This window comes from Oceaniferula spumae, assembly GCF_042849255.1.
In the GTDB taxonomy this organism is placed as follows: domain Bacteria; phylum Verrucomicrobiota; class Verrucomicrobiia; order Verrucomicrobiales; family Akkermansiaceae; genus Oceaniferula; species Oceaniferula spumae.
Map to the genome: position 1 here is coordinate 363,033 of NZ_AP026866.1, position 14,331 is coordinate 377,363.

The following is a 14,331-nucleotide window of genomic DNA, read 5'->3' on the forward strand; positions in this document are numbered from 1 at the left end:
TGACAGAGGAGCTAACCACGTTAACTCAAAAGTCGTTCAAGATGCGGCTATGATTTTTTTTTATACCTTTTAATAAGGCCTTTGATCGAGTCTTCCGTTACATCCTTTATAGCGGAATGCCATTCTGCACTCTTTTGGTGGCCAATAAATGCTATCAGTTCTGAGTATGTGGGCACATTCCCTTTCGAAGAATGGTACTCCTTTATGGCTTCATATATCGGCTTGTTGTGACGATGACTAGCTCCCTTCTTTGGGGTCATTTGCTCCCCTCGCAATGCGTGTTTTCCCTCTGTGGCTAGTTGACCTCTTTGAGTCGCCATGCCAGCAAGAAAGGCAGCTTCAGCGAGTTCCCATATTTCCGCTCGGAGATTGTATATTTTCCATTCTAACTCAGCGGGGATGATTTTGTTGGTGTTGGGCTGATTGGAATTATGATAGTTCAGTAGCATGTTAATCATCTTCCAGATCATTCGAGGGTCTTTTCTGTGTAACAAATCTGGGGCGATTTCAAGCATGTCTGTCTCACTAAGGTGAATATCAACTTCTTCTGATGCAGACCAATCATTGAGCCGGTTTAAATATTCAGGTGATGGGGTTTCCATGTATTCTGAGTCCGCTAAAAGACCCAATAACCTGAGGTTGTGTTTCAGTGTCTTCAGGTGGCCTCCCGCTACGCCTTTCAGATACTGGTCCTCATCCTCGGACGTGGGACGAGGCCATTTTCTTGATTGCCTACCAAGTTTTAAGATTGTGTGAATATTGCAACCTGATCCTGGAATACCCGATATGAAGTTTTTGGTTCTGACTAGTATTTCATGCCACTTATCGTAGCTGTCTTCTCCTGATAGGACATCAGGCGGAGCCACATCAAGAAAGACTCTGTTTGAAATGCCATTATTATACTCGATAGATGTCCAGCTTTTTGAAGGGTAGGGGGGAGGCATTTCACCCTCTGATGATAAACGGCTTCCCACCCCTCCGGGAGCAGCAACCGTTGTATGGTTGATTTCATTTTTATTATTTGAGGTGAGAGCCTCTGGTGCAGGAGATCTCCCGTATATCGGTTCGATTTCTGGAAGCCTCTTTGGGGGTAAATGTTGCACATATCTGATCTCGATTTCCCTCAAAAGTCTGTAACCCATATATTTCACCCATAGCTTGGCACTTTCGAGCGTATGAACTGCCACACCGTCTGGGCTATCATTTGTTGAGATACGTTTCATGAGACTTTTCACGTCACTCAAATTAACCGAAACAGATTTAGCCTTACTCTTTGCTGCCGGTTTCCCTCGTGCTTCTTTTTCTGAAGCTGCATGAAGCTTGGCGAGTTGACGTTGTAGATCAGGATCATCAATGTTCTCGTTTTTCGAATTGGCCATGGTCTTGATTACATATACATCAAACGTTGTGGCATCAGGCAATAGGGAAAATTACAAACCCAAGCCTCATGGGACATCGTCAAACCTCTGCGGTTCTCGTCGGCTTGTGTATCACCACAGGTATCACATGCCCCTAAAAAAGAAAACCAATGAGCTCCAAGTCATTGGTTTTAAGGTAATTAAAAAATGGCGGACCGACAGGGATTCGAACCCTGGATACCCTTTTGGGGTATACTCCCTTAGCAGGGGAGCGCTTTCGACCACTCAGCCATCGGTCCTAATCGATGTGTCGGCGGGCGACGGGCGTTGTTTACACCGATCTCGCAGGTTTCGTCAAGAGGTGATGAGCTTTGTGGTGAAAATAATTCATCGGGGGCTCGGATCATCCTATCTAAAGGGGGCAGGGCGCATGTTCGGTGGTTGTTGGTCGATAATGACACGAGCACTTGCCATTTGAAAATTGTCACAGGCTCACAAATTCGATTAGCATGCGACCTATGAACCGCCACTACCGCAAAACGCGTATCATTTGCACTCTCGGCCCAGCCACTGACTCTGACGAAATGCTCGAAGCTCTCATTCGGGCCGGCGCCAATGTTTTCAGACTCAACATGAGCCATGCTACTCACGAGTGGGTTCGCGACCTTTGTCCAAGAATTAGAAAAATTTCCGACCGTCTTCAAAGCCACACATCGATTCTCTGCGACCTGCAAGGCCCCTCCATCAGAACCGGCGATGTCGAGAAACCCTTGGATTTAAAAAAGGGGGACAAAATCGAATTTCGCAAACGCGATACCAAGCCACAGGAAAAGCATTCCACTACGGTGAACTACGATGGCCTCATGGCCGATGTATCTGAAGGCGACAGTCTGGTGGTTGATAACGGAAACTTTCTCATGCGGATCGAGAAAGTGTCATCAGATCGCATCGTCTGCGAGGTGTGCACGGAAGGGGTGATGACCAGTCGGCGTCATATCAATTTACCCGGGGTCAGACTCAACTTGCCGGCTTTGACCCAGAAGGATCACTCGGACCTCTCAATGGCTTGTGACTGTGATGTGGATTTTATCGCCGGATCATTCGTTCGCGATGCAGCTCATGTTAGAGAACTTCGCGCTGCGATGTTAGAGCGTGGTGGTGATGCTGGAATCGTATCCAAAATCGAAGACCAAGAGGCGGTTCGAAATATTGACGATATCATTTCTGAGTCCGATGTCATCATGGTCGCCCGTGGAGATTTGGGGATCGAGGTCAATATTGAGGAGTTGCCTATCATTCAGCGCAAGATCGTAAAGCGATGCATGAGAATGGGCACACGGGTTATCGTGGCCACTCACATGCTTGAGTCGATGATTAGCAACCCATTGCCGACACGTGCCGAGGTGACCGATGTATCCAACGCCGTCTTTGAGGAAGCTGATTCCGTGATGCTTAGTGGTGAGACCAGTGTAGGAAAGTATCCGGTCGAGTGTGTTGAAATTCTCGATCGTATTTCGCGTCGAATCGAGCGGAGTGGGGGGATGGGTTATGGCGCTGATGCCTTGCTGCGCACCGAGCGACAAAAAACCGTTAGAGCCGCCGTGCAGCTGGCTGACTCGATCACGGATGCGATCCTCGTGGTGTTCACCCGTCGTGGATACATGCCTGTGCAAACGGCTCTGTTGCGCCCACTTTCTGCGATTCACGCATTTGCTCCTGAGGATTCAATCTGCCGGAAAATCAATCTCGCCAGAGGCTTAACAACTCGGAAAATTAACTTCAGTGACAATCCGGAAGATACTCTGAAAACGGCGATCGAAGTGCTGATCGCAGATAATGCCGTGACACCGGGCACGCCATTAGTGGTGATCTCGGACATGACCCAAAAAGACAAGGTGGTGGACTCTGTTTTACTGGTTCACGCCTGATGTCACTTGATTGTGGTCGGGTTTCAGCGTAGCCGTCTCCCATGAACCAATCCAACAATGGCCGTGCGGGCCGTATTTTCCTCTGCCTGATTGGGCTGATGCTTATTCTGGCGGGTGGCGTGTTCGAGTGGCTAATGATCCGCAGCTACCAGCACGCCAAGGCCAGCCGTGCATGGCCACAGGTTGAGGCTCTGGTTTTGCGCTCGGTGATCGATGAACGTGTGTTCAAAGGTTCGCCGAGGGAATTTCGACTCAATGTGCTCTTTGGCTACACGTATCAGGGTGGAGAATATACCTCCGATAAGATTTCACCCCGAGGTGCGAAGTGGACTAAGGAATTGGGTCCGGTCGAAACATTAGCAGCGGAATATGCCCCTGGAACGACTCATACCGCATGGGTGAATCCGGACCAGCCGGATGCCGCCATTCTCAAGCATGATACCAAGGCTGCTGGCTACAGTCTTTGGTTTCCCGGTCTCATTATTATCGGGGGCGCGGGGATGATCTGGGGGGCTCTGCGTAAATAAACGGCAGGCCTACTCTGCAATAACCCGCGCTTTGGGTGGCTTTCTGAAGATGGGGTCATCTTTGCCGCGTGCAGGGTTGGTGAAAATCACCGTTCGCCACCGTGGGTTCATCACTGGTCCGGTGCCTTGAAACTGGAATAGCCCCATGAACGGACGGAGGGGCAGGGAAAGAACGCCAAAGAGTCCACGAGCATTCATCCGCACTAACAGGTTGATCTGTTTTTGTTGTAGATCGATGCTGCCCTCGCCAGTGAATTTAAGCGATCGGGTGGTCGCAAGGAAGTCATTGGAATACACGATTCCACGACGGATCACATAGGTGCAGGAGGCATCCTCGGCTTGCTGTCGTGTTGGATTTCTTTTTCCTAACACAGCACCCACCAGTGGCGAAATCGGACCCAGCATTGGAACGGAAAACAAGTTTCCACGTTCCAGCCCGAGCGATCCTTTGCCGTTGAACATGCGCATGTTGTCGCCCTGGCCATTGAAATCCATTCGACCTGTTAGCAGTCCACGCTCGGCATTATCGAAGCGGTAAAGCTTGCCGATGTCTTTGAGGTGTAGTCTGGACCACTGGAATTCTCCGTTGTAGGTGGGTGGGTGGCGGTCTGTGCGAACGGTTAAGCTGCCACTAGCTGGTCCTTGAAAGGTATGGAAGTTGAGTCCTGTCACCTCTACTCGGTCGTGGCGAATTCTAACTCGCCCACGCAGTCGTTGCATCGTGAGTGGTTTGCCCAGGAAATCATAATTCATGCTGCCAGGTGAGCTGGCATCGATCCGGAAATTGGTGCGAGGATCATTCGGCTTGAGACCAAAGACCCCATCGGCAATCAAGTTGGGCGGACGGTGAAAGCGATATTCCTCGATATGTTCGGCAACGTTGGGGACGAAAAGTTTCACGATAGGCGCAGGCCATGCGGTAGTCCTTATGTTAGAAAGTCGCACCGTCTCATCGGTCCGGTCGATGGTAATGGCGTCCACTGTTGCTCGCGCCGCCGCCGGGCCGCCATGCCTTTTCCGTAGTGAGTAGTTGGTGTAGTCGAGATGCGCTTCGATGTCTGAAAATTTGGATCGCAAATTGCTCATTTCAAACTCTCCGCCGAGACTGTGCATCGGCACATCCATGTAGGCGAAGTTTTTAAAAGTAGCCGAGCCACTGGCGGCCCAGTCAGTCACATCGCGGCGGTTCATGGTGCCTTTGGTCACGATGTGGATGCTGGAGTTTTCGTTGAAATCGGCGTTGTCCAGGGCCTCGGCGATGGGGGAGTCCCTGATGAATGCGAGATAGGCCGATGGCGGCAGAGTGGATTCCGCTTCGTATCGGACGGTTTCATTTTTCAGCAAGATTCGCCCCTTGAGTTCACCTTTCGAATGCGTGGCTGTCAGGCCTGTTAGGAAAACATCGATGCCGTGAGCTGAAAAGTCAGTGGTCAGATTCTTGAAACGTGTACCAAGACAAGTGAAGCTATTGATTTCAGCATGGCCCGTGATTTGCACATCAGGTTTGAAGTTCTCATCAAAATCAATGCTGCCGGTGCATGAGATTTCAGGTGGTCTTGAAAAGGTCAGTTGCTGGAGAATATCCAGTCCAAACACCTTGCGCGCGAGCATCTGAATATGAAGCGTTGAGTCGGCCTCAAACCGGCAATTGCGTGTGGCGGGGTGGAAGTCGGCCTTAGCCGAAATCCTGCCAGCACCGTCACCGAGTTCGATCTTATCCAAGGTGACCATCTTGTTTTGGTAGTCACCACTGATGAGAATCTTGTTCAGGACTACACCATCGCGCTCCAGCTCCGTGGCTGAGAGTTCGAAGTCGAGCCGGGCCGAGTCCGGATTATCGATGTTACCCTCAAGGTAAAGTTTGAGCAGGGGCGGTTTGCCCTCCGGCCAGTGCCAGTTCTGAATTTCTTGAATGATTCGGGCGATGAGTTTGATCCGTGCCACCCGCACCTCCTTGAGTGGTTCCGGCTGTTTGCCAGTGAGGTGTTTGCTCCAAATTCTTGCGTCTAATTCGAGTCGGATCCCAGCCACAACACCTGAGACTTTTCTGGCCTCGATGGTGCTTCGGTCAGGTAGCAGCATGTCTCCCTGGAGTTCATTCATTTCGACTCGGGGGCCGTCTGGATCGTCGGGATCGATCGGCAGTGAGATATTCGCCTTTTTCAAGGAAACCTTGTTCACCCGCAGGATGCCGCGCATGAGTTTGGTTTTATCGACATCGATCACAAGGTGTTCCAAGCGAGCCAATACCTCCTCCCGGCTATCGTCGGCATAAATCTGAACCCCTCCAGCGACCAGGCCACGCGTCGGCTCTATCCTTAAACTCTGAAAGTCCGCGATGATGCCCAGGTTTTCCAGTTCCTCTGCGATCTCACCACGCCAGTGGTCATTAACCCCAGTCTGGTTGATGTAATAAATTCCGCCGACGATCGTGCCGACCACTAAGCCGATCACCAAGACAAGCAGCAAGCGCAGATGATGGAGTAGTCGCTTGCGTGGCATAGTGAGCTGACTATAGCTGGAAAACAGCCGCGGCGAAAGTGGAAACACTCAGGCCGGATAGGTTTTTAACCCTCGATGTCACGGCCGTCATCAATGATTTCGCCAGCTTCGATGGCCGCCATTCTCTGACGTTCCTCTTCGTGGGAATGGATCTGCAGGCTGGCATGTAAACCCTGTTTCAGGGCGGCTGCCTTCATGACATTGCGAATGGCGCTGGCAGTAAATCCGTTTCTGCCAATCAGCATGGCTACATCGCTCTGGGCGACGATCAACCGGAACCTTACATGATCTTCATCGACCTCAGCCACACGGAGCTGGGCTTCACTGGGATGCTCGATGAACTGCAGCGCGATGAACTCGAGAAAGGCTTTGATGTTGTCAGTGGTTTCTCGCATGACTTTGAGTTGAAATCCAATCGTTAGGAATGTCGAGTCAAACTCATGGACCTCAAGTGTTTTTCAATTCAAGAGCGGGTTTGAATTGACCATAACTCAGGCCTCGCCTAGAAAAACCCCGCTGAAATCGCTCGGTAATCCACGATAGCGACACGCAAAATTGTGCGGTTTTTCATCCACAATTTCCCCAGTAATCTACCTAACAACGAACTAGTAAAATAAGAACCCATGAGTTTATCGGACCTCGCAATTGCAAAGACAGACGATCTGCCAATCAGGCACGAAGGTAACGTTCACAGCGGCAAAGTACGCTCAGTTTATTGGCTGACGGCTGAAGACAGTGCTCGGATCTGCGAAGAGCGTGGATACGAGGTCACCCCAGGCACTACTCTGGCGGTCATGGTGATCAGCGACCGTATTTCTGCCTACGAAATTATCTGGCAAGGCGAAGACGGATTACAAGGTGTGCCCGGCAAGGGAGCTTCACTGAACGCTACCGCGCTTCATTGGTTCGAGGAATTTGAAAAAGCGGGCTTGGCAGGGAATCATATTCTCGAGTCACCTCATCCACTGGTCTGGATTGTGCAGAAAGCCGAGCCAGTCATGGTGGAGGGGATTGCTCGCCAGTATATCACCGGGAGCATGTGGCGCAGCTATGCACGTGGAGAGCGCAGCATTTGTGGAATCCCTCTGCCCGACGGTTTGGAAAACGGCCAGAAACTGGACGAACTTTTGATCACACCTTCAACCAAAGGAATTCTCAAAGATATCCCCGGCGTTCCTGAGAAAGACGATGTTGATGTTACACGCGACCAAATTCTTGATAATTACGAGGCGTTTGCCTTCCGCTCGCCTGAAGATGTGGATCGTTATGAAACCATCCTTTCAGAAGGTTTTAACATCATCGCCAAACAAGCCGATGAAGCAGGGCAATTGCTGGTGGATACCAAGTTTGAATTTGGTTACATCCCTAACGCTTCTGGCGACGGGTATTCGATGATCTACATCGATGAGGTCGGCACGCTGGATTCATCTCGTTACTGGGATAAGTCAGCCTACGCCGATGGCAAAATTGTAGAGAACTCCAAGGAAATGTTCCGCAAGTTCTTGTGCGATGCCGTGCCTGAGGCAGATGTGCTTCTGAACAAAGAGCGCATGGACGAGCGTGAAGCACTTGGCAAAACATTCAAGGTGCCCGTCGAGGCCCTGATGGCGACCAGTGAGCTCTACAAGAGCACAGCTGAAAAACTGACCGGCAAAGCAATGCCCGAAATCACCAACGCACGCCAAGAGATCTTGGATGCGCTGTCAGAATTCGGCATCGTCGAATAAGCTATTCCCAAGCGAGCGCCGTAAACGGGCGCAGTTTCTTTTACTAGCGCGGCTCTCATTCACCGAGGGCCGCGTTTTTTATTGCATGCGTACCGCCTGATCGATGAAGTCTAACAATTCACCTCGACCACTTTCCGTCTTGGCGGAACAGGTGTAGATGCGTGGCAGACCATCGCAGAATTCAGCCATGCCCTCTTTGAACAGCTCGATATTCGCGCTGACGGCTTTGGGTTTGCTTTTGTCCGCCTTGGTGAAGACCAAAACGAAGGGCACACCGGAGTCGACCAGCCACTCGGTGAATTCGAGATCGATTCTTTGTGGTGTTAGTCGGGAATCGATCAGCACAAATACACAGCTTAAGTTAGCGCGATCCAGCAAGTAGCTGGTCACAATTTCCTGGAACTTCTTGCGCGCACTTCCAGATGCCTTGGCGTAGCCGTAACCAGGCAGATCGACGAGTGTCCACCTCTTGTTAATCAGGAAAAAATTGATCAAGCGGGTGCGGCCGGGTTTGCTGGAAACCACAGCCAGATCCTTTTTGCGAGTCAGCATATTGATCAGAGATGACTTGCCGACGTTGGACCTGCCGATGAAGGCAAATTCAGGAAGCGGAGACTCCGGACAGCTCTCAAGATCTGGCGAGCTGGTCTCGAATGTGGCGCTTTGAATTTGCATGCGCTTTGATTAACCCGAAATGGGGGATCTGACAAACTGTCTTGTTGCTTTCAGATCATATTTGATGTCCTGAATACATAGAATTATTGACTTTCAAGGTGGCTAAAACGACATAATAGTTGCTATTTTGTTCGTTAGGAGGCAATTTCCCCCCAGATGGACAAAATAGAATCTCTTAAGTTACGCAACCCCGATGCCCTTATTCGGGAAATTGGCGCACGCTTGAGACGCCAACGCCTCGCAAAGGGGTGGACTCAGCAGGAACTTGCTGATCGGTCGGGCATCAGTATATCCACCTTGAAGCTGATGGAGCACGAGGGCAAGGGGTCGTTACAACGCCTGGCAAAGGTCGCTGTAGCGCTAGGACTCGACGGCGAGCTGCGCTTTTTATTTTCAGATCAAAGACGTTACGACTCCCTCGATGATGTCGAACGCACCTCGCGCCAACGTGCCCCGAGAAAAGGGCGCGCAGCCAAGAAACCCACCACTTCCAAGAAACAGGATAACCAATCATGAGAGTTGAAGTATTATATTTAGGCGGCGGCGAAAACGTCGTCATCGGCGAACTCGCCGAGGCTGCCGACGGCCGCATTTTTTTCGAATACCACCAAGAATGGCTGGCTCGTGGCACGGAGCTCTCACCTGTTTATCTGCCTAACAGTCTTCAGGGATCGGTGACTACCCCTACACCTGAGTTCGGTCCGCTGTTTGGCTTGTTCGCAGACAGCCTGCCCGACTGGTGGGGGGAGCAGATGATGAAGAGCTACTTTGGCGACAAGGGCATTCCGTGGAACAGGGTGACTGCTTTGCAAAAACTCGCCTGCGCCGGTGGCCACGCGATGGGAGCCTTGGGCTATGAACCGCCATTGAGTGGCGGCACTTTCAGAGAGGAACTTACCGTCGAAGTCGCTGAGCTTGTCAGTAATGCCCACTCGTTTATTCACGGAGAAACCGGGGAGATGCTTCCCGGGTTATTGCGATCCGGCCTGTCGCCCGGAGGAGCCCAGCCGAAGGTTTTGTTAGGCTTTAATGATGACTTTTCAGAATCGGTCGCCGGTGGTGGCCGCTTGCCCGAAGGATACGAGCGATGGTTATTAAAATTCGATCTCGATCCTGAATACGAACTTGGTCGTGAAGAGTATGCCTATTCACTGATGGCTCGTTCCGCAGGTATCCGGATGGCGGAAACCCACCTCTTGAATGGTGCCGAGGGTTCCTGCCATTTCCTCTCCAAACGTTTTGACCGCCCAGGTGATTCGCGACGTCATATCCACACTTATTCCGGACTGACTCATACTCTTGTTAGAAATGGATTGGAATACGGCGAACTCATGGACCTCACCAGGGTGCTGACTGGTAGTGAAGCCGAAGTGGAGGAGGTTTTCCTCCGTGCCTGCTTCAATGTGCTAGCCGGCAATGAGGATGATCATGGTAAAAATCACGCCTTCTTGATGGAACCGGATGGGACATGGATTGTGTCACCTGCATATGACCTGACCAGAACATCAAACCCTCTGGTGAGCGGAATGCGTGCAGCTTCAGTCAATGGCAAGAGCGTCAATGTCGGTCGTGCTGATCTCAAACGCTTGGGTGAATCTCAAAGCGTCAGGCATATCGATCACACCATCGAGCGGGTGCTGGAAGCGATCAATGACTGGCCGCGCTGGGCCGAACAAGCAGGCCTGAGCCCACATCGAACCGAGCAAGTGCGCGAAGAAATGCCCGGCACTGGGGCGTGAGATTTCCGTGTGATTACTCACTGGCGGCATGCGACATCTTCTGCTTTATTGGTGTGGTATGAATATGCTCCACTCCACACGCGCGATCACCTGTCTGGCCGCTTCGCTTTTTCTGACTTCAGTCACTGCCAGAGCGGGGGACTTTGAAACCACGTTCCGTAAAGAGGTATCAGCCTTTCTCAATGGGCTGGATGAATCACAATCGAAAGCTTGTCTGTATCCAGTGACCGATAAAAACCGGTGGCAAATGCAATTTACCGGTGGCAAACGCCCGGGGATTCTGATTTCCAAATTGTCTGAGACCCAGCGTGCACAATTGGACAAAACTCTCCGGCTTGTGCTTTCAGCAGAAGGCTTAAAACTGGCCGAAGCTGTGGCGAAGCAGGATACTCCTGACGGCATAGGAAAATACTGGATCACTTGCTATGGCGATCCGCGGAAAAAAGAGAACTTTGCTTTTCGTATCGCTGAACACCATCTGACAGTGGTGCACTTGGAAGTGGCGGAGGGAGAGACCAAGGAATTCGGTCCCATTTTGTTAGGTTCGGATCCGGCTCTTGTTTGGCAGGAAGATGAGAAGAGAATGATCGAGGCTTGGAAAAAAATTGCGGATAAGAAACTTCTCATCAAAGGTAAAAGGGGAGTTTCTAGTGCTCCCATGAATGAAACGGATGGCGTTGCATTTACTTCGATCAATGCAGCTGGCCAGCAGGCATTGAAAGAGGTCTGGAATCATCGTTTACGCATCTTCACTCAACCTATCCAAGACCGGATCAACCGCTTACATAAAGCGCGCGGCGGATGGGAAAAGTCTCGGGTCGCATTTTATAACCAAGAGCCGGAGAAACTATGTATTGACGGTGGACGTTGGGATTTTAAATGCGGTTTGCCTGGCATGGTGTGGGACTTGGAGAACAGCCGTGGTCACATTCACTTGAGCCTTTGGGTGAAGTGAATCTAAGCAGCGATCCAGAAGTCGATGCCTTCAACTCGGCCAAGGTCTAACAACTGACCCCTGACAACATCTCCTGCACCACGGGATGCAACGTAGCAGACGATGACCGCATTCTCTGCTTTTGGCAGATGATCCACTGCGACCACTGGCCGCCCTTGGAGGTAATTGCCTATCTTGCGCGGATCTACGTCCACGAACCCTGATGCTTTTTTCCAGTTACGCTCAAGCGTTTTCGCTAGTTTTCTAGCTGGTCGACCCGCACCCCAGATCCAAAGGTCACGGTCTCCGCAGCCACTCTGCTGAATGGCTTTGGTGAGGTAAGGCGCCTTGCATCGGTGAAATGCTTCCATGTCATAACGCGCATCATTGCGTGAGAGCCGGGTGGAGGGATCATGCCAATCGAACAAGACCTCAGGCACTTTGGCCACCTGGGCTCCTCGATCGATCCAGCGGAGAAAGCACTCGTAGTCTTCAGGAAAGTCACCGTCAGCATAGGCAGGGCCATTTACTAACAGTTCTTTTCTGAACATGAGTGTAGGGTGGGGTGTGGGGAGATCGATAAAGCGGCTCAGGCGGATTTGATCCTTTGTTATTTGACGATTTGCCCAATCGACGTGATGCGCATATCCACCGGCGGATTCATGACTACCTGCGAAGTTGACCAGACAGGAAATAATGTCGATTTCAGGTGATTCTTGCAGTGCACACCATTGCTTTTCAAGCCGCATAGGTAATGAAACATCGTCTGCATCCATGCGGGCGATCAATGGAGCCTGGGCTAAACTGTAACCGTAATTCGAAGCTCCGACCACGCCAAGGTGAGGTCTACGGATCAGTCTGATTTTTTCTGGCAGCTTTTTGGATATCGCCTCTACCAAATTAGCAGAATCGTCTTGAGATCCGTCATCGATGACGATGAGTTCCCAGTCAGTGAAACTCTGCGTGATGATACTCTCCACAGCCCGAACAACCGTGCCCGCTGCGTTATAGCAGGGCATGACCACTGATACTTTCGGAATGCGTCTCGCCATGGCTCAGACTAAACATCCACCGCGCATTTTGACTACCAAAGATAAAAATAGATGTCACAATACCAAACACATCTGGCAATAGATCATAGAAACCCACACCTCGATATGAATCCCAACGATTACATTCCAAAGCCTTGCCACGAAAACTGGAACGCCATGAGTGGCGATGAAAAACGAAAGTTCTGTGCCAAGTGCAGCACCCATGTGCATGATCTCAGTGAAAAATCAGCTGAGGAAATCAGGTCCTTACACGAGGCCAATGGAGGCAAACTCTGTGGATCGTTTAAGCTGAGATCATCACTCGCTCTGGGATCCGGTATTGCGTCTTTGGCTCTGGCATCTTGTAACAGCGACAAGGGGGCGCACCGACCCGATCAACCCGGACCAAGACTAGCAGGTGCCATCTGTCCGCCACCGGAACAAACGGACCACGGCGACAAAGCAAAGCCGAAACACAAGTTCGCCAAACCTCCGGGAAAGGGCAAAGTTGTAAAACCCAAGGATAAACCAGTGAAGAAAATCGTTCCTCCTGAACCCATGTTACTCGGAGAAATCCATGTGCCCGAGCGAGAGCGTTTTCCAGAAGCCTAAGTTCAGAAAGTTAGACGCTCAGAAAGGCTTTTCGGCGATAGAGCCAGAAAAGTGCCAGCCACTGCACCAGCACGAGCCCGCCTAACAGAACAAGCTGCTGCATGCCTGTGTCAGACAGCGTGCCTGAGTAACCACGGAAAAAGAAATCACGAATATTTCCCCACGGCACATACCACTGGCTGGCGTAGATCAAGATCGAGTTCATACCGATGGGTAGAAAAATCCAGCCAATCCACCGTTGTTTCCAGACATCCATCACGATGTAAAAGAGCGCGAGAAGTAGAAACGACCAACCAGCCGACCACAGAATAAACGAAGGTGACCACAGATCTTTAATGATGGGGAAAACCAACCCCCAGCTCCAGCCCAGCGCCAAGCAAACTAGTCCGGCTGCCAGAAGTTCCATGCCACAGCGCATTCTGGCTCTACCATAACCGCGTAGCCATTCGCCGGCCAAGGCACCTAACAGACACAACATGCCAGCTGGAATGATACGAATGCTTCCCTCTGGATCATAGTCGCCTCGATAAAGATTGGTTTCTATCAGGTTCCGATCCATCCATGCGGCCAGGTTGTTGTGCGGTGTAAGGCTGGTTCCTTTTCCTGGGTAAGGTAAATAGATCATCACCACATGGTAGAAGATCAGGACGCCAAAGAATATCACCAGTCTTTTTTTCCAAGAAGCCACATGCAGAGTGATACTTGCTCCAATGAGGTAGCTCATGCCAATCAACCACAACACCGTGTAAAGCCGGATCTGTTCAGGTTGAAACCGAAGGGCAGTAAAGCTCAAGCCGATCAATACGAGAACGGCTGCCCGACGAATGATTCTCGACTGTAAAAGTATCGCCGAGGCGCCGTCATCGAGCTTGGCGATGATCGAATAGGGCACCGCCACTCCGGACATGAATACGAAGAGAGGGAAGATCAGATCAAAAAAGCGAAAGCCTTCCCACTGCACATGTTTCATCTGCTCGGACAAGGTTCCTACAAGTTCTTCCGGTAGATGGAATACCTTGGCCAAGGCGACAACCAGTCCTGCTCCGCCGATAATCCAAAACATGTCGAAGCCTCGTAACGCATCCAGCGAAACCAACCGCTGGGATTGATCCGAGTTCTTTTTCTTTTTAGTTTCTTCTGACATAGGCAGCTGGCTGGCGACTGATCTTGAGGCATAGTCCGAGAGCCAACACCGAATGACGAGCATAATCTAGCATATGCTGATATTTTAGCATGTAATAAGTGAAGAGGGGTGATTCTTGTAAACAGGAGGTATAGTAAGAGCCCAGAATCGCCAG

13 protein-coding genes and 1 tRNA gene are annotated in these 14,331 nt (G+C 50.9%); 7 read left to right on the plus strand and 7 right to left on the minus strand.

All coding sequences use genetic code 11. The annotated features are described in order from the left end of the window. Positions 1-47: 47 nt before the first annotated feature. Together ACSPJT_RS01535 and ACSPJT_RS01540 are read right to left on the minus strand one after the other, a co-directional pair. Positions 48-1,379, minus strand: coding sequence for a hypothetical protein (locus tag ACSPJT_RS01535; protein WP_435894608.1), 1,332 nt, complete (start codon positions 1,377-1,379; stop codon positions 48-50). A gap of 187 nt (positions 1,380-1,566) precedes the next feature. After that, a tRNA-Ser gene (locus tag ACSPJT_RS01540) sits at positions 1,567-1,657 on the minus strand. A gap of 210 nt (positions 1,658-1,867) precedes the next feature. Between ACSPJT_RS01540 and pyk the strand changes: the two genes are divergently transcribed. After that, on the plus strand, positions 1,868-3,286 hold the full coding sequence (gene pyk / locus ACSPJT_RS01545; RefSeq protein ID WP_435894609.1) for a pyruvate kinase: 1,419 nt from the start codon (positions 1,868-1,870) through the stop codon (positions 3,284-3,286). 41 nt (positions 3,287-3,327) lie between these two features. Then, complete coding sequence (locus ACSPJT_RS01550; RefSeq protein ID WP_435894610.1) at positions 3,328-3,813, plus strand: DUF3592 domain-containing protein; 486 nt, start codon at positions 3,328-3,330, stop codon at positions 3,811-3,813. Between the two features lie 9 nt (positions 3,814-3,822). Here the strand turns inward: ACSPJT_RS01550 and ACSPJT_RS01555 are convergent, their stop codons facing one another. Further along, positions 3,823-6,315 carry a hypothetical protein gene (locus ACSPJT_RS01555; RefSeq protein WP_435894611.1) on the minus strand — a complete coding sequence of 831 codons (2,493 nt, stop codon included), beginning with the start codon at positions 6,313-6,315 and terminating at the stop codon, positions 3,823-3,825. A 65-nt stretch (positions 6,316-6,380) separates the two neighbouring features. Then, the gene (locus ACSPJT_RS01560; RefSeq protein WP_435894612.1) at positions 6,381-6,710 is read right to left on the minus strand and encodes a KH domain-containing protein; all 330 of its coding nucleotides are present in this window, start codon (positions 6,708-6,710) and stop codon (positions 6,381-6,383) included. A 228-nt stretch (positions 6,711-6,938) separates the two neighbouring features. Between ACSPJT_RS01560 and purC the strand changes: the two genes are divergently transcribed. Next, positions 6,939-8,042 carry a phosphoribosylaminoimidazolesuccinocarboxamide synthase gene (purC, locus tag ACSPJT_RS01565; RefSeq protein WP_435894613.1) on the plus strand — a complete coding sequence of 368 codons (1,104 nt, stop codon included), beginning with the start codon at positions 6,939-6,941 and terminating at the stop codon, positions 8,040-8,042. 78 nt (positions 8,043-8,120) lie between these two features. On the opposite strand, the gene yihA is transcribed toward purC, so the two are convergent. Continuing rightward, complete coding sequence (gene yihA / locus ACSPJT_RS01570; RefSeq protein ID WP_435894614.1) at positions 8,121-8,717, minus strand: ribosome biogenesis GTP-binding protein YihA/YsxC; 597 nt, start codon at positions 8,715-8,717, stop codon at positions 8,121-8,123. A gap of 156 nt (positions 8,718-8,873) precedes the next feature. Between yihA and ACSPJT_RS01575 the strand changes: the two genes are divergently transcribed. The 3 genes from ACSPJT_RS01575 to ACSPJT_RS01585 all read left to right on the plus strand — a co-directional run bounded on the left by ACSPJT_RS01575 (position 8,874) and on the right by ACSPJT_RS01585 (position 11,411). Then, complete coding sequence (locus ACSPJT_RS01575) at positions 8,874-9,233, plus strand: helix-turn-helix domain-containing protein (protein ID WP_435894615.1); 360 nt, start codon at positions 8,874-8,876, stop codon at positions 9,231-9,233. Beyond that, positions 9,230-10,456: a type II toxin-antitoxin system HipA family toxin gene (locus ACSPJT_RS01580; RefSeq protein ID WP_435894616.1), complete on the plus strand. Its 1,227-nt coding sequence runs from the start codon at positions 9,230-9,232 to the stop codon at positions 10,454-10,456. The genes ACSPJT_RS01575 and ACSPJT_RS01580 overlap by 4 nt, the downstream gene beginning before the upstream one ends. Before the next feature lie 64 nt (positions 10,457-10,520). After that, positions 10,521-11,411, plus strand: coding sequence for a DUF3500 domain-containing protein (locus ACSPJT_RS01585; RefSeq protein ID WP_435894617.1), 891 nt, complete (start codon positions 10,521-10,523; stop codon positions 11,409-11,411). A 2-nt stretch (positions 11,412-11,413) separates the two neighbouring features. Here the strand turns inward: ACSPJT_RS01585 and ACSPJT_RS01590 are convergent, their stop codons facing one another. Further along, positions 11,414-12,442 (minus strand): glycosyltransferase, encoded by a 1,029-nt coding sequence (locus tag ACSPJT_RS01590; protein ID WP_435894618.1) that lies wholly within the window; start codon positions 12,440-12,442, stop codon positions 11,414-11,416. A 105-nt stretch (positions 12,443-12,547) separates the two neighbouring features. On the opposite strand from ACSPJT_RS01590, the gene ACSPJT_RS01595 reads away from it, so the two are divergent. Further along, a complete protein-coding gene (locus tag ACSPJT_RS01595) occupies positions 12,548-13,033 on the plus strand; it encodes a hypothetical protein (protein ID WP_435894619.1) in 486 nt (161 codons plus the stop codon). A gap of 10 nt (positions 13,034-13,043) precedes the next feature. Here the strand turns inward: ACSPJT_RS01595 and ACSPJT_RS01600 are convergent, their stop codons facing one another. Next, positions 13,044-14,177: an acyltransferase family protein gene (locus ACSPJT_RS01600; protein WP_435894620.1), complete on the minus strand. Its 1,134-nt coding sequence runs from the start codon at positions 14,175-14,177 to the stop codon at positions 13,044-13,046. Positions 14,178-14,331 lie beyond the last annotated feature (154 nt).